Source organism: Microbacterium algeriense (assembly GCF_008868005.1).
Classification (GTDB): domain Bacteria; phylum Actinomycetota; class Actinomycetes; order Actinomycetales; family Microbacteriaceae; genus Microbacterium; species Microbacterium algeriense.
Window position 1 is genome coordinate 211696 of record NZ_WAAO01000002.1, and the last position, 20695, is coordinate 232390.

Annotated in this window: 14 protein-coding genes; 5 read left to right on the plus strand and 9 right to left on the minus strand. The window is 70.8% G+C overall.

Going from position 1 to position 20695, the window contains the following annotated elements:
• Positions 1-42: 42 nt before the first annotated feature.
• The 5 genes from F6A08_RS08650 to F6A08_RS08670 form a co-directional block, all read right to left on the minus strand.
• Entirely contained in the window at positions 43-1947 is a 1905-nt protein-coding gene (locus tag F6A08_RS08650) for an ABC transporter ATP-binding protein/permease (protein ID WP_192576729.1), read from the minus strand.
• Positions 1948-1972: 25 nt separating this feature from the next.
• A complete protein-coding gene (locus tag F6A08_RS08655) occupies positions 1973-3136 on the minus strand; it encodes a peptidoglycan-binding domain-containing protein (protein ID WP_017203308.1) in 1164 nt (387 codons plus the stop codon).
• 47 nt (positions 3137-3183) lie between these two features.
• Positions 3184-3960, minus strand: a complete 777-nt coding sequence (locus F6A08_RS08660; protein WP_151459254.1) for a hypothetical protein — start codon at positions 3958-3960, stop codon at positions 3184-3186.
• A gap of 131 nt (positions 3961-4091) precedes the next feature.
• Positions 4092-4388, minus strand: a complete 297-nt coding sequence (locus tag F6A08_RS08665; RefSeq protein ID WP_124895200.1) for a hypothetical protein — start codon at positions 4386-4388, stop codon at positions 4092-4094.
• A 146-nt stretch (positions 4389-4534) separates the two neighbouring features.
• Positions 4535-6055, minus strand: coding sequence for a DEAD/DEAH box helicase (locus F6A08_RS08670; RefSeq protein WP_124895201.1), 1521 nt, complete (start codon positions 6053-6055; stop codon positions 4535-4537).
• 196 nt (positions 6056-6251) lie between these two features.
• On the opposite strand from F6A08_RS08670, the gene F6A08_RS08675 reads away from it, so the two are divergent.
• Positions 6252-6965 carry a ferritin-like fold-containing protein gene (locus F6A08_RS08675; protein WP_017203304.1) on the plus strand — a complete coding sequence of 238 codons (714 nt, stop codon included), beginning with the start codon at positions 6252-6254 and terminating at the stop codon, positions 6963-6965.
• A gap of 22 nt (positions 6966-6987) precedes the next feature.
• On the opposite strand, the gene F6A08_RS08680 is transcribed toward F6A08_RS08675, so the two are convergent.
• The gene (locus tag F6A08_RS08680) at positions 6988-7275 is read right to left on the minus strand and encodes a hypothetical protein (protein WP_151459255.1); all 288 of its coding nucleotides are present in this window, start codon (positions 7273-7275) and stop codon (positions 6988-6990) included.
• A 7-nt stretch (positions 7276-7282) separates the two neighbouring features.
• Positions 7283-7507, minus strand: coding sequence for a DUF3107 domain-containing protein (locus tag F6A08_RS08685; RefSeq protein ID WP_017203302.1), 225 nt, complete (start codon positions 7505-7507; stop codon positions 7283-7285).
• A gap of 168 nt (positions 7508-7675) precedes the next feature.
• Here F6A08_RS08685 and F6A08_RS08690 point away from each other — a divergent pair, with 168 nt between their 5' ends.
• Together F6A08_RS08690 and F6A08_RS08695 are read left to right on the plus strand one after the other, a co-directional pair.
• On the plus strand, positions 7676-10894 hold the full coding sequence (locus tag F6A08_RS08690; protein ID WP_151459256.1) for an ATP-dependent helicase: 3219 nt from the start codon (positions 7676-7678) through the stop codon (positions 10892-10894).
• On the plus strand, positions 10891-14391 hold the full coding sequence (locus tag F6A08_RS08695; protein WP_192576769.1) for an ATP-dependent DNA helicase: 3501 nt from the start codon (positions 10891-10893) through the stop codon (positions 14389-14391). The genes F6A08_RS08690 and F6A08_RS08695 overlap by 4 nt, the downstream gene beginning before the upstream one ends.
• On the opposite strand, the gene F6A08_RS08700 is transcribed toward F6A08_RS08695, so the two are convergent.
• Positions 14337-15692, minus strand: coding sequence for a protein kinase family protein (locus F6A08_RS08700; protein ID WP_225855790.1), 1356 nt, complete (start codon positions 15690-15692; stop codon positions 14337-14339). The genes F6A08_RS08695 and F6A08_RS08700 overlap by 55 nt on opposite strands.
• Before the next feature lie 64 nt (positions 15693-15756).
• Here F6A08_RS08700 and nudC point away from each other — a divergent pair, with 64 nt between their 5' ends.
• Positions 15757-16638, plus strand: a complete 882-nt coding sequence (gene nudC, locus F6A08_RS08705; protein WP_151459257.1) for an NAD(+) diphosphatase — start codon at positions 15757-15759, stop codon at positions 16636-16638.
• Entirely contained in the window at positions 16635-18356 is a 1722-nt protein-coding gene (locus tag F6A08_RS08710) for an ATP-dependent helicase (RefSeq protein WP_124895203.1), read from the plus strand. The genes nudC and F6A08_RS08710 overlap by 4 nt, the downstream gene beginning before the upstream one ends.
• An 834-nt stretch (positions 18357-19190) precedes the next feature.
• Here the strand turns inward: F6A08_RS08710 and F6A08_RS08715 are convergent.
• Positions 19191-20591, minus strand: a complete 1401-nt coding sequence (locus F6A08_RS08715) for a zinc-dependent metalloprotease (protein ID WP_151459258.1) — start codon at positions 20589-20591, stop codon at positions 19191-19193.
• Positions 20592-20695 lie beyond the last annotated feature (104 nt).

Below are 20695 nucleotides of genomic sequence, written 5' to 3' on the forward strand. Positions count from 1 at the left end.
AGTCGTCGGCCCGATCGTCATCCTCCCTGCGCGCTGCGCCCGTCAATTCCGAAGGTTCTCCGCAGGACGCAGCCGAGCGGCGCGAACGGCAGCCAGCCCGCCTCCGCCCGCGCCGACGACCAGACCGACGGCTATCGCCAGCGGAAGCAGTGCGACGTCGAAGACGGGCGTCCATCGCTGCGTGATCGTGACCGCGAGGATGGCGCCCATGCCGAGTACCAGCCCAGCCGCGCCGCCGACGATGCCGATGCCCGCCGACTCCAGGGTGATGAGCCCGCCGATCTGCCGGCTCCGCGCGCCGAGAGCCTTGCGCATGCCGATCTCGCCGCGGCGAGAATTGAGGGCGAGTAGCGTCGCGTTCATGAGCGCGGCGATCGCCACGATCAGGGCGAGCACTGTGAACGCCGTGAGCGTCGCCTGAACGCCCTGCTCGATCTGTCCGCGCAGTTGCGCGGAGTCCGTCGGGGCGGCGACCGCGATCTGCTCCGACTCGAAGGCGTTCAGCGCGGCGGCGAGTTGGGCGGCGACTTGCTGTGCCGCGCCGGGCTGCGTCACCGCGAGCATCGTCACATCGATCGGTCCCCTTGCAGTGAGGTCGTCCCGAGGCCCGATGACGACCTCCCCCCGGAGCAAGGGCAGGCGCGATGATTCGGTGATGAGGCCCGCGACGACATAGGTGCTGCCGTCGATGTCCACGGTCGGGGCGGCATCGACGCTGCTGAGCTGCAAGTCCTGTGCGAGGAGGTCTCCCACGAAGACCTCACCCGCCCCGAGCCTCCCGTCATGCCATGCGGCCCCGTCGATGGACAATCGTGCCGCAGCTGCAACGTCTCCGAAGGCGACGTGCGGCTGGACCTGTCGGGACTCCGCGAACGTCGAAACGGTGCCCACCGAGAGGTCGACGACGACCGCGGAGGCCTCGACCCCGCTGAGCTCGTCGACGGTGTCCGCCACCGTCACGAGGGGCAGGGCGTGCGGGAGCGCGGTCGACCAGGTCGCGGAGACCTCTCGGTTCACATGTGCGTCGAACGTCGCGGAGACCTGCGCGCGGGCGGACGTCGACAGGCCGAGCGTGGTGATCGTCAATGCTACGGCGATCGCGACGGCGAGTGTCTGACCGATGGATTGCCGTCTTCGTGACAATAGCGAGGCCCACGTGTCGCGGAGCATGTCGCAGATCCGGACACTCGTCTTCCCGGGACTCCTCGGGGGGCCTTGGGCTTCTCGTGGGCACGGAGCCGGTGCTGCCACTCCGGCCGGAGCGCGCGTCGGGGGCACGGCGGCATTCGGCCGTGTCGTATCCGACACCACCGTTCCGTCGACGATGCGGATGACTCGATGAGCCCGTTGGGCGACCTCGGGGGAGTGCGTGACGACGATGACCGTCGCCCCGTCGCGATGGAGACGCTCGAGCTCGTCGAGCACCCGAGCCGCGTTGGCGGAGTCGAGGTTCCCGGTCGGTTCGTCGGCGAGGATCAGCTTCGCCTCGGCGGCGATGGCTCGCGCGATGGCGATGCGTTGCCGCTGCCCTCCCGACAGGGTCGATGTGCTCTGGTACAAGCGGTCGTCGAGACCGACCGCCGCTGCCGCACGGAGCGCCTTCTCGCGCCGTTCCGCGCGCGGGGTGCCCCGGTACAGCAGATTCAGTTCGATGCTGTCGACGGCAGGCCGTCCCTCGAGGAGGTGGAATGCCTGGAACACGAAGCCGATCGTGCGGGCGCGCACGCTCGCCGCCTCCGGTCCGCCGTTGGCGTGCACCGCCTGCCCGTCGAGGTGGTAGGACCCCGACGTGGGGGCGTCGAGAAGGCCCAGGATGTTCAAGAGGGTCGTCTTTCCGCCTCCCGAGGGACCGATGACGGCGACGAACTCGCCCCGGGGGATGTCGAGGTCTATGCCGCGCAGGGCTCGGACATCCGGCCGCCCCGCGGCGGAGAACGTCCGCTGCACGCCTCTCATCCGTATCACTGGCTGATCAGCCGACGACGACACGGTCGCCTGCTTCCAGAGCACGGTCTTCCGTCGGCTTCACAGCGACTTCGCCGTGCACGCTGCCCAGAACGGTGACCGGCACCTCCATGATGGTCCCGTCGTCCTGCTGGGTGCGCAGAACGGACTTCCCTCGTCCTCGATCGGAGACGGCGAGGACCGGGACGATCAGAGCATCCTCGGCCACGATCTCCTCGATCACCGTCACCTGCGCCCGGCTCGCAGAGGCGGGCAACGACGTCGCGGGCGTGACGACGAAGGTGACGTCCGATGCGGCGCCGCTGTCCTCCGCCGCGGAAGGGGAGCCAGCGTCGGGCTCGGCAGTGGCGGTTGGGGTGATATCACCGACCACGCCCCCGATTTCGGCGCCGTCGACCGAGACCGTCGCGCCGTCTCCCGCGCGGACATCACCCAGCTCGGCGACCGACACCACCACCGTGACGACGAGGTCAGCGGAACCCAGGATGAGATCCGGTCTTCCTTCTTCCGCCACGCGCTGACCGATCTGCACGCCCTGGACGACGCGAGCCGACGAGGTGGGGATTGCCACGAGCTCGGTGAGGGGCACGTATTCCCCGGTGGATGGCATCGGAGAGGGGCTGGTGACGGGGGCGTCACCGCCGCCCTGGCGGTCCTTCTCTGTGTCCGTGGTACTGCGACTGGCGGCGTCGTAGCCGCTGTCCCGGTACCACCGCCGGACGGCCGCGGCCGTCTCAGCCCCGTAGCGCCCGTCCGGTTTCACCGGATAAGACCGCGCCGCCAGTGCGATCTGCAGCGCTTCGACATCCGGTCCTCGATCGCCAGGACCTATGTCGCGATAAAAAGCGAAAGGTGTGTGCACCCCGAACACCGGTCGCCCATTGACCTCGGTGAGCAACTGCCCCGACGCCGTGGAGGCTCCCGCTTCCAGCGGGTGCCCGGTGACAACCGCGATCGATGTCTCGGGGATCGGGAGCAATGTCACGGGGGTCTGCAGCGAGGGGCCGACGTGGCCGGTGAACCTCATCTCCTCAGCCAGCGTGCCGTGGGTCACCTCCGCGAGCACCGGGCCGGGTGATGGGGCCTTGGCATTCGCCTCGTGCTGTGCGGATGACTGGAACTGGGCGGCGAACCAGAATCCGGCTCCCAGGACCGCGATGATCGCCGTCACCGCGGCCGGTGCGATAAGACGGGATCGGCCGAGTGGCTTTTGGGGCCTCATGGTGCCTTCGGTGCGTTCTCAGCCACGATCGTGAGCAGCTTCGCCTTGCGTTCGGCGGCCGCCTCGCGGATGCGGTCGAGCTTGTCGCGGTTCTGATCGACGAGGTTCTGCTGTTCATCCCAGCTCCTCTCGTACTTGGTGCCGGCGAGGCCGCTGGAATCGCGGCATTCCGCGTCGGCCATCGCGACGGCGATCTCCTCGGCGGAAGGCGTGCCGGTACCGTCTGCGGTGTCGCCCCAGGCCGTCGCGGCGGATCTCGGAGGCATTTCGGTCCAGGGGTCGCGAATCGACCGCAGCGAAAAGCTCACGAGCGGTTCGAGGCAATCGCGCCACTGGGCCGTCGCCTCGATCACCGCTGGATCCTGTAGGACCACCTCCTCCGCCTGAAGCGCCAAGCCGGAGAGATAGTTGACTCCGTCGAATGTGGTCGTGAACTCGGCATCGACGGTCCTCACCTCATCGGTGCAATGGAGCAGGATCTCGTCCAGTTCCGCATCGGGGAAGAAGGCGTCTGCGGTCGTGGCGAACTCCTCCCATAGCCGCGCGCTCTCCGGATCCGCTGGCGGGGCCAGCCGATAGCCCCACTGCCGGGCGATGTCCAGGGTGAACAGTCGCAGTCCCGTGGTGTTGACGTTCTCCGCCTGCGGGAAATCGGTGTTCTGCCAGGGCACGGGCCAGTCACGTCCCTGCGCGCGCACACACTTCGCGATCTGCAGTTGCTCTGCGTAGTTGTCGAGTTCGGGGGAGTACACGTAGAACTCGTCGAGCGGCATCGTCCACAGGGCCTGGTTCCGCACTCTCTCACCGGTCTGGAGCGCTGCGGGGGTGCAGCCGACGGCACCCGCGGTGAGGACGACAGCGAGCGTCAGCAGAGCCCAGCGCCTTCGGCACACGCACCGGTGCTTCACAGGCAGAGAGCCGAACCGGAACCGCTGCGGGTCGTATCGAAGTAGCCGGACTCGGCGTTGTCATTGAAGCTCAGCGTTCCGAGGTTCGGCACGCCCGTCCCTTTCGGGAAGGAGATCGATCTTCCCGTCTTGTATGTCCCCGCGTAGAGGTAGGACGCCTGATAGCGACCGTTGTTGAAGGCGGACGAGGCAACGTTCTTGTACGACCGCCAGCCGATGTACATGTCGTCGGCGCAGTTCGCGGCTTGCACCCGTGCGCGTTGCCAGAGCCCAGGACTGTTGATTGTGACCACAGTTCCCTCATCTCAATAGCGTGTAACACGTTACCACCACGCTAACGCGCGTCAGAAGAGTCCGCTAGGGGAGCGCTGCTTGTGTAAGCAGAGGAGCGCGTGCCGCGGATGATCCGCAACACGCGCCCCTCACTAGTGCTCAGGAGTCAAGCGCCCGCGACGGGAGCGGCGCCCGCGCCGGAACCGCCGCGGCGGCGACGGCGACGACGTGCGGGGGCGGGCTTGCCGTCGTGGTGCTCCTTGCCCGCGCCGTCGTGGGTGCCGGCGCCTTCCGCGTCACGGTCAGCCGGAGCGGAGGACTGGCCCTCGCCGGAGGTGTTGTCGGTCGCGCCTTCGGCGAACGTCGAGCCGACGGGCGTCGATGCTCCACGGCGACGGCGACGGCGACGCGTCCCGCCTTCGTCCGTGCCCTGCTCCGCCGCGTCCGCTGCCCTCTCCGGTCGGCGCGTGCGCTCGGTCTTCACGGCCTGCGTCTTCGGTGCCGAGACCAGTCGACCCTTCGTGCCCTGGGGGATGTCGAGGTCCTCGTACAGGTGCGGGCTCGACGAGTAGGTCTCGATCGGCTCGGGCTGGCCGAACTCCAGTGCGCGGTTGATCAGGGCCCACTTGTGCAGGTCCTCCCAATCGACGAACGTGACGGCGATGCCGGTCTTGCCGGCGCGTCCCGTGCGGCCGGCACGGTGCAGGTAGGTCTTCTCCTCGTCGGGGATCGTGTGGTTGATGACGTGGGTCACGTCGTCCACATCGATACCGCGGGCGGCGACGTCGGTCGCCACGAGGACATCGCGCTTGCCGGCCTTGAACGCCGCCATGGAGCGCTCGCGCTGGTCCTGGCCCATGTCGCCGTGGACACCGCCCACGTTGAAGCCGCGGTCGTTGAGCTCGTCGACCAGTCGCTGAGCAGCGCGCTTCGTGCGGGTGAAGATGACCGTCTTGCCGCGCCCCTCCGCCTGCAGGATGCGGGCGATGACCTCGTCCTTGTCCATCGAGTGCGCCCGGTACACCAGGTGCTTGATGTTTGCCTGCGTGAGCCCCTCGTCGGGGTCGTTGGCGCGGATGTGGATCGGGTTCGTCATGAAGCGACGCGCGAGCGCGACGATCGGGCCGGGCATGGTGGCCGAGAACAGCTGCGTGTGACGGACCGCCGGGACCTTCTGGAAGATCTTCTCGATGTCGGCGAGGAAGCCGAGGTCGAGCATCTTGTCCGCCTCGTCCAGAACGACCTCGGTCGCGTTCGACAGGTCGAGCAGGCGCTGGCCGGCGAGGTCGATCAGACGTCCGGGCGTGCCGACGACGATCTGCGCGCCCGCCTTGAGCTGGTCGATCTGGCCCTCGTACGCCTTCCCGCCGTAGATGGCGACGACGCTCGTGGAACGGTTGCTCGTCAGCAGGTCGATGTCCTCGTAGACCTGCACCGCGAGTTCACGCGTCGGCACCACGATGAGCGCCTTGACGCCGTGCTCCGGGTCCTTGCCGAGGCGCTGGACCACGGGGATGCCGAAGCCGAAGGTCTTGCCGGTTCCGGTCTTGGCCTGTCCGATGATGTCCTGGCCGGGGAGGCCGAGCGGGATGGTCTGCTCCTGGATCGGGAAGGCGTCGACGATGCCCTTCGCGGCGAGTGCGTCGACGATGTCCTGATCGATGCCGAGATCAGCGAATGTTGTCACTTTATTCAGATTGCCTGTCCGGCGACCCTGCGGGATCGCCACGTAAACGGAGCCACGCCGTCTCTTGTGCCACAGGCGCGGGGCCCCGCTCCGACGGCGGGGACACGCCCAGCCTACCCGAGGGGGCCCGTCGCCCAGGAAGAGCGGGCGCGCACGGGTATTGTGAACCAGGTGGTGAACTCGGGAGGACGACCTCGTGGTTAAGTGGTTCTGGCAGCGCGACGCCGCGCCCCGACGCACCCTCTCCCTTCGCAGCAGAGGCGAGCAGGGAGATGCGACCCGTATCGACTTCGCCGAGCTGGCGCCGGAGCTCAACCGCTTCCTCGGGCAGGCCGCGTACCTGCAGCTGGGGTACTTCGAGACGCTGACGCGCCTGATCCGCGCCACGCCGGAGCTGACAGAGAAGGAGTCGCTCTCCCGGGCGGCCGGCGCGGCACTGACCAAGCACCGCGGGATCGTCGATCTCATCGCCGAGCGCGGTGACGATCCGACGCAGCTCATGCTGCCGTTCCGGGAGAACCTCGACGCCTTCCGGCGCAAGACCATCGGAGCTCGGCCGCGCGAGACGCTGCTGGCCGTCTACATCACGGCGGGCATGCTCGACGACTTCTATCTCGCGCTCGCCTCCAGCTACGGCGACACGGGCCGTCGCGTGGCGGAGATCCTCCGTGAGGACGACGCAAGGCACGAGATCGTGGCGATCATCCAGGAGACCATCGAGAGCGACGAGGAGTGGCGTTCGCTGCTGTCGATGTGGGCGCGGCGGCTGGTCGGCGACACGATCCTGGTGTGCCGCTCCGCGCTGCGGCCGGAGGTGCTCGCCGTGGAGGAGGAGCGCATCGAGCCGGTCTACACCGAGCTCATGGGCGCGCATGCACGACGCATGGACGCGATGGGACTCGCCTCCTAGACGCCCCTGCCTCGACGGCGGGTCAGATCCCGAGCGCCGCGCGCGCCGCAGCGTCCGAACGACGGCGGATGCCGGTGATCGCAGCCGTCGCGAGCGCGGAGACGGCCGCGGCACCCAGGGTGGTCGCGAGCCACAGCCAGACGCTGTCCTCGCCCACGCCGGCCCACTGCAGGCCCGTGTAGGCGATTGCCGAGACCGCTGTCGCGATCGCGGGTGCGAGAGCGACGCCGCGCAGCTCGCGTCCGCCGATCAGGAAGTGGACGGCGATGCCCAGTGCGCACGCGGCGATGAGCGCGAGGAGGATGTACATCGGCGGGTCAGGCGACGAAGCCCACGCGACGCGATTCCTCGGTTCCCAGCTCGATGTACGCGAGGTTCGCGGTGGGGACGATGTACGAGTTCCCCTTCACATCGGCGAAGCTCAGGTGGGTCGCGCTCTGCTCCAGCGCCGCGGCGACCTGGGTGCGGACCTCGTCGGCGCTCGTGCTGGTGTCGAAGCTCAGCTCGCGGCCGGTGTTGATGATGCCGATGCGGATTTCCACGCGTGCTCCTTGAAGTTCGGGGACTGGGGCAACTCTATCGCGCACGCGCCCGGCGGGATCGGCCGCCATCGCCGGTTTCGCCCTGAGCGCACAGATGCCGAGGTGCTCCCTCGGCAGCCCCGCGTCGGGAGCACGAGGATGTCCGCGCGTCCGGATAGCGTGGAGGGCATGACACCCGATGCCGCACAGCGAGCCGTGATAGCCGCTGCACCCGCGTCGTCCGGCGTGATCATCGGCGCACCGGGGACCGGGAAGACGCGCACGCTCATCGAACGCGCCGTCCACCTCCTCGAGGAGGAGCAGCTGCGGCCGGAGCAGGTGCTCGCGCTCACCCCGAGCCGTCAGGCGGCGACGGCCCTGCGGGACCGGATCGGTGTGCGGATCGGCCAGGCGACGCCGGGACCGCTCGCGCGCTCGCTCGGATCCTTCGCGTTCCAGCTGGTCCGCGGGGCGATGGTCCGTGAGGGCGCGGAACCGCCGGCGCTGCTCACCGGAGCAGACCAGGACCGCATCATCGCCGAGCTGCTCGCCGGCGACGCCGAGGACGGTCGCATCGCCTGGCCGGAGGCGTTGAGCCCCTCGGTGCGCGCGTCCAAGGGATTCCGCTCGGAGCTGCGGGCCTTCCTCGCCGAATGCACGGAGCTCGGGGTGCGGCCCGACGAGCTCCGTGGTTCCGACGACCCGGTCTGGGCGGCGACCGCGGAGTTCCTCATCGAATACCGCACCGTGCTCGATGCGCTGCGCGCAGCGCACCGTGATGCGGCGGACCTGCTGAGCGAGGCCAGCGCCATCCTGCGCACGGCGGACGCCGCCGCCCTGGGGCCGCTCGCCCCGCTGCAGGCCGTGCTCATCGACGACGCGCAGGAGCTCACGCGCGGCGGCATCGCGGTCGTCACGGCGCTGCGCGACAGGGGCATCGCCGTCCTGGCCTTCGGCGATCCCGACATCTCGTCCGGATCCTTCCGCGGCGCGAGCCCCGAGCTGTTCGCCCAGCTCGCCGGCGTCCTGGGCGATGTGCGCGTGCTCGACGGCTCGCACCGGCAGAAGCCGGCGCTGACTGCGCTGACCCGCACCGTGACGCAGGCGATCGGAGCGTCCGGGCGCGTGGAACATCGACGCCCCCCGGTCCCGGTCGACCCCGACGAGGTCGAGGCGGCGGTCTCGACGTTCATCGCGCCCTCGCCGTACGAGGAGTTCGACCGCATCGCCGGAGTCCTGCGTGAATGGCACCTCTCCGAGGGCGTCCGCTGGGACCGCATGGCTGTCATCGCGCATGACACGCGCCAGGTGACCACGCTCGAGACCGAGCTGGCGGCGCGCGAGGTCCCGACCAGGGCCGCAGGAGTGCAGCGTCCTCTCGGCAGCGAAGGCATCGTCCGTGACATCGTCGGCATCGTGCGGCTGGCGCTGACACCCGTCGAGGAGCGCACATCGCAGGCGCTCGAGGAGGCCATGCGCACGCCGTTCGGCGGGATGGACGCGATCGGGCTGCGCCGACTGCGGGCCAGGCTGCGGCACCTCGAGCTGGAGCAGGGGGGATCCACACCGGCACGCGAGCTGCTGCGGCAGGCGATGGCGGAGCCGTCGCACCTGACCCTCATCGACTCGCCGGAGTCCCGCACGGGCGAGCGCTTCGCCGACACGATCCGATCGCTCGCGCTCGCCGCAACCTCCGGCGAGACCATCCACGACCTGCTCTGGCGGGTGTGGGATCAGGCGAGGGCGGTCGACGGGCGCAAGCTGCAGGTCGCGTGGCGGGAGATCTCGCTCCTGCCGACCGGCGCCGAGACCGCACGGTCCCTCGACGCGCTCGTGGCACTGTTCGACGCCGCGAAGCGCTTCGTGGAACGCACCCCGAACGAGAAGCCGGAGGCGTTCGTCCGCGACATCCTCGACAGCGCGGTCCCCGAGGACTCGCTATCCAGCCCGGACCGTCCAGGGACCGTCACGCTGCTGACACCCGCCACGGCGCTCGGTACCGAGTTCGACGCGGTCGTCGTCGCGGGGGTGCAGGACGGCGTGTGGCCGAACGTCCGGCTGCGCGGCGGCCTGCTGCAGACCTGGCGACTGGCCGATGCGATGCTCGGAGCGCGCACCGGTACGCGTGTCGAGCCACCCGGTGTGCTCGACCGGCGTCGTGCCGCGCTGCATGACGAACTGCGGCTGTTCGTCCGCGCCGTCTCGCGGGCGCGGAGCCGTCTGCTCATCACGGGCGTCGACGACGACGACCTCACGCCCAGCGCGTTCTTCGGTTTCCTTCCCGCTCCGGAGCCGCCGGAGCGTCACGCCTCCGCCGAGCACCCGTTGACCCTGCGCGGGCTCGTCGCCCGGCATCGGCGCACGCTCACGACGGCGACGGCGGAGGGTGCGAGGCGGGATGCCGCCGCCCAGCTCGCCGTGCTCGCTCGGGAGGGGGTGCCCGGGGCCCACCCCGCCGAGTGGTACGGCATCATGCCCGCGTCGACCGACGCCCCGTTGCGGGATCTGACCGTGACGGGCGCTCGCGTGTCGCCGTCGAAGATGGAGTCCTACGAGGAATGCGGCCTCAACTGGGTCGTGTCCGCACTCGGCGGCGATACCGTGATGCCCCCGACCGCCGGCATCGGGACCATCCTGCACGAGGCGATGGAACGGGTGCCGGACGGAGACATCGAGCGCATGCGGGAGATCGTCGCGGAGCGCTGGCCCGAGCTCGACTTCGAGACCGAGTGGATCGGGCGCAAGGAGCGACGGCGAGCCGATCTGCTCGTCGACCGGCTGCACACCTACCTCGGCGATGTGCGCGGAGACGGAGGGCGCGTGATCGGCAGCGAGGTGGAGTTCCGCTTCGCGGTGGACGTGCTCGCGCCGGGGGAGGATGCTGTGCCGGCGGTGCATCCGGTCGTGGAGGACCGGGGCGACCAGGCGATCATCCACGGGTACATCGACCGGATCGAGGCGTACCCGCCCGGCGCGGGCGATCATCCGCACGCACGCGGGCGCGGCTGGGAGCGGATCGCGGGAGCCGAAGCGGGGCCGACCGTCGTCGTCGACCTGAAGACGGGCAAGAACGACCCGGAGTCGGACTCCGGCGTCCTCGAGCACGCGCAGCTGGCCGCCTACCAGATCGCGGTGCAGCAGGGACTGGTCGAGGGCGCTCCTCCGGACTCCCTGGCCGGGGCGCGGCTCGTGATCGTCTCCAAGACCCTCGCCAAGAGCGACTACCGCATCGCGCACCAGCACACCCTGGATGACGAGGCGCGTGCGGCCTTCCTGCGTCGCGTCTCCGATGCCGCCCGGGGCATGTCCGCGTCGAGCTTCACGGCGCAGGTCGAATCGCACTGCGCGGACACCCAGCGTCGTGTGCACCCGTGCCGCGTGCACACGGTTCCGGCGGTGAGTTCGTGACGGCATGGGAGGGCAGTCTGGGAATCTCGGCGACCGACATCGCCGCCGCGCTCGGCCAGCCCCCGCCGACAGCGGCTCAGCAACGGGTCATCGAGGCTCCGCCCGCACCAGCGCTCGTGGTGGCGGGCGCCGGATCGGGTAAGACCGAGACCATGTCGGGACGGGTCGTGTGGCTCGTCGCCAACGGGCACGTGAACCGGGACGAGATCCTCGGCCTCACCTTCACGCGGAAGGCCGCGGGCGAACTGGCCGAGCGGATCAGCCATCGCCTGGCCGTCATCGACGAGTACGGCCGGCGGGGCCTGCTGCCGTACCTGCCGGCGATCGTGCGCGACGGCGATCTGCGTCGCGTGGACGAGGCGGCCCCGGGGCGCCAGCGTGAGCTGGTCCGTGCGACGGTGCTCGATGAGCTCGCCGCTCGCCACGGCACCGGATGGGACCCGGTGGCCCCGCGTGCGGCAGAGGACCTCATGATCCGGCCCCGCGTGTCGACCTACAACGCCTTCGCCGACGGCATCGTCCGGGAGCACGCCGCGCGCATCGGCCGCGACCCCGACGTGGCGATGCTCAGCCAGGCGGCCTCCTGGATGCTGGCACGCGAGGTGGTGCTGCGCAGCGATCTGCCCGAGCTCGAGCAGATCGACTTCGCGCTGGCCACGATCATCGACGCCGTGCAGCGCCTCGCCGGGGAGGCCCTCGACCACCGCGTCGACCTGACCGTCGCGGAACGTCTCGCCCGGGAGCAGGCCCTCGCGTTCGAGCCCTACCGCGGCAACGGCGACGTCGAGAAGGCGGCGCTCAACCTCCTCAGCCTCCCGACGCTCGCGCACCTCGTCCGGGACTACATCGCCGAGAAGGAGCGCCGCGGCGTGCTGGACTTCGCCGACCAGGTCAGCGGGGCGTACGACATCGTCGAGTCCGCGCCCGATGTGCGCGCAGAGCTCCGCGAGCAGCACCGCGTGGTGCTTCTGGACGAGTACCAGGACACCTCGGTCATCCAGACCCGCTTCCTCGCGGAGCTCTTCCGCGATTCCGCCGTGATGGCGGTCGGCGACCCGCACCAATCGATCTACGGTTGGCGCGGGGCGAGCGCCGACAACCTCTACGCCTTCTCCGGCACCTTCGCCAGTGGCGGCACCGCCCAGACCTACAGCCTCATGACCAGCTGGCGCAACGACCGGCGCATCCTGGACATCGCGAATCGAGTGCTGGAACCTCTGCAGCGCCCGGGACTGGACGTGCCTCCGCTCGAACCGCGGCCGGGAGCAGGGGAGGGCGACGTCACCGTGGAGTTCCCGTTCACGGTCGACGACGAGGCCGCAGCGGTCGCCGAGTGGTTCGCGGAGCGTCGGGCCGCTCACGACGCGGCCGGCGTCGCAGAGGGCACGAGGAAGCCACACACCGGCGCCATCCTGTTCCGATCGAAGCGGCACATGCAGACGTTCGCCGCCGCGCTCGCCGCCCGCGGCATCCCGCATCGCATCCTGGGGCTCGGTGGGCTCCTCGCGACACCGGAGGTGGTCGACGTCGTCTCCACGCTGCGGGTCGTGCACGACCCGACTGCGGGGTCGGCGTTGATCCGCCTCCTCACCGGTCCGCGATTCGGGATCGGCGTCGCCGACATGGCCGCGCTCTACGATCTGGGCCGCACCCTGTCGGAACGAGACACCGCGATGATGCCCCTTCCCGAGGAGGTGCGGGTTCGCCTGCGCTCCTCGCGGGGCGCCGACGAGGCGGTCTCCATCGTCGACGCGGTCGATGTGGTGCGAGCGGTGCGCGACGACTATCGGCTGCTCGAGGCGATCACGCCCGACGGCAGGGCGCGTATCCGCGCCGCAGGGGAGATGCTGGAGCGGCTCCGCCGTGCGTCGTCGCAGCCGATCCCGGAACTGATCCGGCTCATCGAACTCGAACTGCGTCTGGACATCGAACTCGCGGCGAACGAGACCCGCGGGCCCGCGCGGGTCGCGGCGACGCAGCTGCGCGCCTTCTCGGACGAGGTCCGCGCGTTCCTCGCCGCCGACGAGCGGGGCAGCATCGGGAGTCTGCTCGCCTGGCTGGACAAGGCGGAGAGCACGGACGAACTGATGCCCCGGCCGGAGCCCCCGGAGCCGGGAGTCGTGCAACTGCTGACGATCCACGGCTCCAAGGGCCTGGAGTGGGACGCCGTCGCCGTGGTCAGGCTCGTGGCCGACGAGCTCCCCAGCCGGGTCTCCGACACCTCCGGCTGGTTCGGCTTCGGCGTGGTGCCCTTCGCGCTGCGTGGCGACCGCGCCGCCCTCCCGCGCTTCACCTGGGATCCGGTGGCGGCGATGGGCGAGGAGACCGACCCGGTCAAGCGTCAGCGGCTCGCTCAGGCCTCGCTGTCCGGTGGGGCGACCAAGGCGAACCCGGAGGGCGGCGCGCTCAAGCGGTTCAAGGACGCGTACCGCGCGTACCAGCAGCAGGAGGAGCGTCGCCTCGCGTACGTCGCCGTCACCAGAGCGCGCACCGATCTCCTGCTCAGCGGAGCCCATTGGGCGGGGCAGAAGGCTCCGCGCACGCCGAGCCCCTACCTGCTCGAGGCGATCGACGCCCAGGGAGGGGAGGCGATCGAAGCCGTCGATCCGGACGAGAACCCGTACGACGGCCCGGGGGCGACCCTCCACTGGCCGCTCGATCCGCTCGGCTCCCGCCGCCGGATCGTCTCGGCGGCGGCGGGCCTGGTCGAGGATGCGGTCGACGCCGGCACGGCCGAGCCGTCGGTCGAGCTCACGCGCCTGCTCGCGGAGCGTGCCGCGCGCCTGCGCGGAACCGATGCCCTGCCGCCGACGCGCGTGCCGGCGTCGCGGTTCAAGGACTACGTCACGGACTTCTCCGGCACCCTGTCGTCGATCGTGCGGCCGATGCCGGAGCGGCCGTACCGGCAGACCCGCCTCGGGACCCTCTTCCATGCCTGGGTCGAGCAGCGCTCGGAGCTGGTCGGTGTGGGCAGGAGGGTGGACGAGGCCCTGTGGGAGGTCGACGAGGATGAGCCGGCGTCGGAGCCCTGGCACGACGCGACGGTCCCGGACGCTGCGGGGGCCGCGGCGGACGCGGCCGATCTGGCAGCCCTTCAGGCGACGTTCGAACGCAGCGAGTGGGGTGGCTTGAAACCTATCGCGGTCGAGATCGAGATCGACTTCGCCCTCGGCGCCGGATCGGGCGACCGCGACGGGCAGGCGCACATCGTGATCTGCAAGCTCGACGCCGTGTACCGCCGTGCGGATCGGGGCGACCGCATCGAGATCGTGGACTGGAAGACCGGTCGGGCCCCGCGCACGCCGCAGGAGCGCGAAGAGCGGATGCTGCAGCTCGCGCTCTACCGACTCGCCTACCACCGGCGCTTCGAGGTGCCGCTGGAGGAGATCGACGTGGCGCTGTACTACGTGGCGGACGACCTGGTCATCCGCGGCGACAGGGTCTACTCCGAGGAGGAGCTCTTCCACCGCTGGAGCGCCGCCCGCGCGGCCCGCTGAGCCTCGTCGGTGTCGTCCTCGTCGTCCTCAGGGGCCGCCGCAGCGGGCCGGTGCGACGACGAAGGGTCGTCGCGCACGTCACGGCTGCCCGCGAACGCGTTCGTGACGCCGGAGAGATCCTCGGTCTCGATGTTCAGCATCTCGGCCCGCCGTGCATCCTCGGCATCGGCAGCGAACCCCGGGAGCGGCGTCGGCGCGTCCCCGGCTCGGGTGGTCTCCTCGTCGCTCGTCTCAGCGTCGCGCGCCCACAGCTCCTCGGGGTTGTAGGCATCCGTGTGCATCGAGGTGTCGACCTCGCTCGCCGTGTCCCTCGGCACACGATCCAGAGCATCCAGAGCCGAGTCGACGCCGGTGCCCCGTGGTTCGTCGATGTGGAGATCGTCGGAGTTCAGGCCCTCGGCGAGGGCGACGAGCAGGGCGGCGGCATCGTCGACGATGTCGGGTCGGCGCATCGAGTCGCCATGCACCAGCCATCGTGCGAACTCCAGTTCCGCGAGCAGGCGGGCGCGCACCTCCAGGCCGCTGTCGGGCGCGCGCTCGATGGCCCGGGCGTAGGCGGCGTGCACGTCGTCGGCGGCGTCGGGGGCTGCAGACAGCCAGGAGAGGTCGAGCGCGGGGTCTCCGACCGACAGGCCGTGCCACCCCAGGAGGCCGATCACGGCAGGGCCGTCATCCGGGTCGTCTTCGAACAGGAAGGACGTGGCCTGTACGCCACCGAGCGTCACGGTGGACTCGAACTGCCAGAGGTCGTCGTCGGCCACGGCATCGCGCCAGCGCACCGTCAGCCGGGCGGGCACCCGCCCCGTCGCCGCGGCCGTGTCGACCAGCCGCTCGATCTCGGCGCGGCTCTCCTCGGCACTGCGGGTGGCGAGACCGGCGCTGCGCACGACGGACGTCGGCAGGCCGTGCACGGCCGCGATCGACGCTCCCATGGACTCTGCGGCGCCACGTCCAGGGGGGACCATGGCGGCCTCGATCTGGAACCCCGGGAGGAGCTCGGTGACGAGCGCGCGCCCGTCGCCGATACGCGTCTCGCCGATGTAGGCCGGCGCGGCGAACGGGAGCATGGCGCGAGCGCCGTCGGTCAGAGCACGGAGCGCGATCGCCTCGGCCGCGAGCTCTCGCGCCGTCTCGTCGTCGTCGGCGACGCGGATCGCGAGCTCTCGTCCGTCGGCGAGCGAGGCGATCCCCGAGTCGAAGCGGCCGTCGCCACCGGCGCTGAGGCTCCGGGCACCCGTGACCTCCGCCCCGGGCAGTGCGGCGGTCACAGCCGCGGCTAGAGTGAAAGGAGAGCGTCCCATGCCCCCAGGGTAGGTCGGCTCAGGGGCGGTCCCGCCTCCGCCACGCCCGTGAGAGAGGGAGTCGATGACCATTCCGCGCCCGACCCTCGACCGTGCAGCCGAGCTCCGCGAGGAGCAGGGCGTGCTCGATCGTCTGCGCCACGATCTGGCGACCCGCGTGATCGTCGTGCGCGAGGGACGGGTCAGAGTCGTCGACTCCGCGCTCCTGCGGGTGCCGCCGACGGCGGTGGAGGAGGCCACCTGGGCTCTCCTCGGACGCGACGCGGACGGCACCGCGCTGCTGCTCGCGGCCGCGCCGCCCGAGACCGACGCGCTGGACGCGGCGCCGGACGAGATCTGGCTCGGACTGCGCGACCTCGGCGGACGCATCGATGCGCGGGAGGCCGAACTGCTCACGGGAGCGATCGCGCTCGCGGGCTGGCTGCGCGACGCGCCGTTCTGCCCCACGTGCGGCGGGGGCACCGAACTGCGTCAGGCCGGATGGTCGCGACGCTGCCTCGTCTGCGGGCGGGAGCACTTCCCTCGTACGGATCCCGCGGTCATCGTGGCGGTCGAGAGCCGTGACGGCGAGCGCCTCCTGCTCGGCGCCAATGCGAACTGGGGCGGCCGGATGTACTCCTGCTTCGCCGGGTTCACCGAGGCCGGAGAGTCGCTGGAGGCGACCGTGCACCGCGAGATCGAGGAGGAGTCGGGCGTGCGCCTTTCCACCCTGCGTTACATCTCCTCGCAGGCCTGGCCGTTCCCGCGCTCGCTCATGGTCGGCTTCCGTGCGGTCGTGGAGGACGAGTCCGCGGCGATCGCCGACGGCGAGGAGATCATCGACGTGCGCTGGTTCACCCGTGCCGAGATCGCCTCCGCGCTCGCCGGAGACGGTCCGGTCGGGCTACCGGGGCCCGCATCCATCGCGAGGGCGCTGATCGTCGACTGGTACGAGGGCAGCGCGTGAGCGCGCTGGATGGCCTCGACGAAACGCAGAGGGCGGCGGCATCGGTGCTGCGGGGACCGGTCGTGGTGCTCGCGGGAGCGGGCACGGGCAAGACCCGGGTCATCACCCACCGCATCGCCCACGGGGTCGACACCGGAGCGTACTCCCCGTCGCGCGTGATGGCGGTGACGTTCACGGCCAAGGCGGCGGGAGAACTGCGGGGCCGGCTGCGCGCGCTCGGGGTCGAGGGGGTGGCCGCCCGCACGTTCCACGCGACCGCCCTGGCCCAGCTGAACTTCTTCTGGCCGACGCTGGCAGGCTCGCCGGCACCCTCCCTCATCGACAACAAGGTGCGGATGCTGGGTCAGGCCGCCGACGCGATCCGGCTCCGGCCGAGCACCGCGACACTGCGTGACATCGCGTCGGAGATCGAGTGGCGCAAGGTCTCGATGCTCTCGATCGACCAGTATGCGGCGCTCGGTCGTCCCGTCAGCGGTGTCGACGCCGGGCAGCTCGTGGAACTGATGCGCGGGTATGAGGCGCTGAAGGACGACCGCCGCCAGCTCGACTTCGAGGACGTGCTCCTCGCCTGCGCGGGGATGCTCGAGGCGGAGCCCCGGGTGGCCGCGTCCGTGCACGAGCAGTATCGCCACTTCACCGTCGACGAGTTCCAGGACGTGTCGCCGCTCCAGAATCGGCTGCTCGAACTGTGGCTGGGGGATCGGCACGACATCTGCGTGGTGGGCGACGCCAGCCAGACGATCTATTCGTTCGCCGGGGCCGAGCAGCGCTATCTGCTCGAGTTCGAACGTCGCCATCCCGATGCGACCGTCGTCCGCCTGGAGACGAACTACCGCTCGCAGGCGCCGATCCTGACCGCGGCCAACGCGCTGATGCACGGGCGTCCCGGTGCGCTCGAGCTGGTCCCGGCACGCGAGCAGTTCACGGCGGATCCACCGACGGTCACGGCCTACGACACGGAGAGCGAGGAGGCCGCCGGCATCGCAGCCGCGATCTCGGCGCAGATCGCGGCCGGTGCCGCGCCGTCCGAGATCGCCGTCCTCTACCGCGCCCATGCCCAGTCGGCCGTGCTGCAGCAGGCGCTCGCGGCGGAGGGCATCGCCACCTCGGTGCTCGGCGGCACCCGGTTCTTCGCGATGCCCGAGGTGCGTCAGGCGATCCTCGCGCTGCGCGCTGCGGCCGTGGCGCCCACCGAGCACGGGTTCCTCCCCGGCGTTCAGCGTGTCCTGCGTGAACTCGGACTCACCGATGAGCCCCCGGCGGCGGGCGGCGCCCAGCGCAGCGGATGGGAAGCGCGACGAGCCATCCTCACGCTCGCCGAGGAGGCCGGCCCCGATGCGGATCTCCGCACGTTCAGCGATGCGCTCATGGCGCGCGCGAAGGATCAGCACGAACCCACGATGCGGACCGTCACGCTGTCGACGCTGCATGCGGCGAAGGGCCTGGAGTGGCCGCACGTCCACCTCGCCGGCTGGGCCGAGGGCTCTCTGCCGATCTCCTATGCGACGACGTTCGAGGCGATCGACGAGGAACGACGCCTGGCCTACGTCGGCGTCACGCGGGCCGCGCGTACGCTGACGCTGTCCTGGGCACGCTCGGCGGGGCGAGGGGAGCGGGCGCCGTCGCGTTTCCTGGCCGAGATCGGGACCACGGCTCGCGGCACCGGCATTCTGCGTGAAACGTCACCGAACGCCAGACGAGGGAGCCGTCAGCGCTGACACGCACCATCGGGCTGGTGTCGTTCGCCGGTTCCGCGAGGATCAGGGCCGCGAGCCGCCCGGCCTCTGCCACCTGTGCGGCGCGCAACGGCCCGGGGTCCCTGCCGATCAGCTGCGCGTGCAGCAGGGGCCACGCGGGATCGCGATCCCGATCATGGCCGTCACGGCAGCTCAGGCACGGCGACCGTCCGGGGACGACGAGGGGGCCGACGGTGACGCGTCCGCGTTCGAACGACACGGGCAGATGCGAGACGTCCTCTCGCAGATGGCGCGCGAACTGCAGCGCAGCGGCGGCTCCGGGAACCAGCACGACCGCCACCGCCGCGGTGCCGCTGACCTCGACCAGGCGAACGCCCTCGTCTGCGAGGGCCTCCCGCATGCGGTATTCGCTGCGGGCATCCGTGACACCGATGCTCTCCACCCACGCGGGCCGGGGCGAGGCCGTATCGTCGAGCAGCACCGGTTGCAGGCGGGCGAACAGCTCTCGGGCCGCCTCCCGTGGTGCGCCGGCCGCGTGTGCGAGCACATCGAACGAGCTGCGGCGGAAGCCCGAGCGCAGCCGGCTGAGCAGCAGCTCCACCCAGGGGGCGTCCGCAGCGATGCACAGGCCTCCGTCGTCGCCGAGCTGCAGCGTCTCCTCGTCGCGCCACAGCAGCGGCAGGCCCGGGTCGATTCGGGTGAGGGTCGGCGGTGTGAGCGGCATCCCTCCGATTCTGGAGGCCGCGCACAGGGGGCTGGACGCGGAGCGACGCTTCGGTGGACAACTTCGTCGGTGTCCCGATCAGGGGAGGAGGAGACAGCGCCCGCGGATCGACGCCGCGACCGCCGTCACGCTCAGACCGGCCGGTCGCCTTCGGGCGCCGCGGCGTCGCCGTCCTCGTCGCCGTCGGTCGACGGCTTCTCGTCCGAGAAGTCGTCGCCGTCGAGGAGGCGAGCGAGCGCCTCGTCGAACTCGTCGGCCGCCGGCTGCTCGCCGCGTTCCGCCGCCTGCAGCCGGGCGACCAGAGCACTCGGGTCGTCGATGTCCTCGGCCGTCGGCATGAGGTCAGGGTAGTCCCACAGCGCGTCGCGGGCGCCGATGCCGACGGCGTCGGTCACCGCCTGCCACATCGCCGACGCCTCGCGCATGCGACGCGGCCGCAGCTTCAACCCCACGAGAGCGCCCAGCGCGTCCTCAGCGGGGCCGCCGACAGCGCGGCGGCGGCGGGCCGCCTCGGCGATGCGGGCACCGTCGGGGAGGCGCGAGGTCGCCTCGGCGGTCACCACGTCCACCCAGCCGTCGATCGTCGCGATGAGATTCTCCAGCCGGGTCAGGGCCTCGCGCTGCGCCTCGCTCTGCACGGGCAGGAGCGCTCCGCCCTCGATCGCCGCCCGCAGCTCTTCGGGGTCGGACGGGTCGAGGCGACTGGCGACGTCCTCCAGCGCGTCGACGTCCACGGTGACCCCGCGGGCGAAGTCCGTGATCTGCGCCATGACATGCAGGTGCAGCCACTTCGCGTGACGGTAGAGGCGCGCGTAGGCGAGCTCGCGCGTGGCGAGGTAGAGGGCGATCTGGTCCTCGGGGATCTCCAGGCCCTCGCCGAAGGCGGTCAGATTCTGCGGGATGATCGCCGCGGTCCCCGCCGGCAGCACCGGGATGCCGACATCTCCGCCCGAGACGACCTCGAGCGAGAGGTTGCCGAGCACCTGCCCGAACTGCGCGGCGAACACCGAGCCCCCGAGACCGCGCATGAGTCGGCCGGCGCCCTGGACGACCCCCCGCATATCCTCGGGAACCTGCGTGTCGAGCGCCGAGGTCAGCGCGTCGGCGATGCTGGTGGACACCGGATCGGCGATCTCCTTCCACACCGGAAGCGTCTTCTCGACCCATTCGCCGCGCGTCATCGCGGTGGGGGCCTCGGCGAGCTCCGAGATGGTCGTCGCCTCGCCCAGCCACAGGTCGGCGAGGGCGAAGGAGTCCGCGAGCGAACCGCGGGAGCCGTCGGTGATGCCCTGGCCGTCGCGGTTCGCGATGTGCAGGGCCTGACGCAGGGCGTTCTCCCACGGGTCGCCGCCGAACGCGCCCTGGAGCTGCGCCATGATCGTCTGCATCATCGCGGGATCGAGCTGGAATCCGTCCATGCCCTCGAACGCACCGCGCAGAGCCTCGGGGTCGATGTCCCCGCCGCCCTGGTTCGCGAGCATCCGTCGCAGGAATTCCTGGAAGTCCTCGGGTGTCGGGTCGTTGTCTGCCATGTCGATCGCCCTCTCAGCACATCTGTCGCCGTGGCATCTACGCTAGTCACAGCTTTCTGCGCGCGAACCCGTTGCGGGCAGATCGGTGTACGCCGCTCGCGAAC

What these genes read in the sequence shown, in the direction of transcription:
- F6A08_RS08660 (WP_151459254.1), bottom strand. Translation starts at nt 3,960, where the DNA reads ATGCCGCTCGACGAGTTCTACGTGTACTCCCCCGAACTCGACAACTAC.
- F6A08_RS08715 (WP_151459258.1), bottom strand. Translation starts at nt 20,591, where the DNA reads ATGGCAGACAACGACCCGACACCCGAGGACTTCCAGGAATTCCTGCGA.
- nudC (WP_151459257.1), top strand. Translation starts at nt 15,757, where the DNA reads ATGACCATTCCGCGCCCGACCCTCGACCGTGCAGCCGAGCTCCGCGAG.
- F6A08_RS08700 (WP_225855790.1), bottom strand. Translation starts at nt 15,692, where the DNA reads ATGGGACGCTCTCCTTTCACTCTAGCCGCGGCTGTGACCGCCGCACTG.
- F6A08_RS08680 (WP_151459255.1), bottom strand. Translation starts at nt 7,275, where the DNA reads ATGTACATCCTCCTCGCGCTCATCGCCGCGTGCGCACTGGGCATCGCC.
- F6A08_RS08690 (WP_151459256.1), top strand. Translation starts at nt 7,676, where the DNA reads ATGACACCCGATGCCGCACAGCGAGCCGTGATAGCCGCTGCACCCGCG.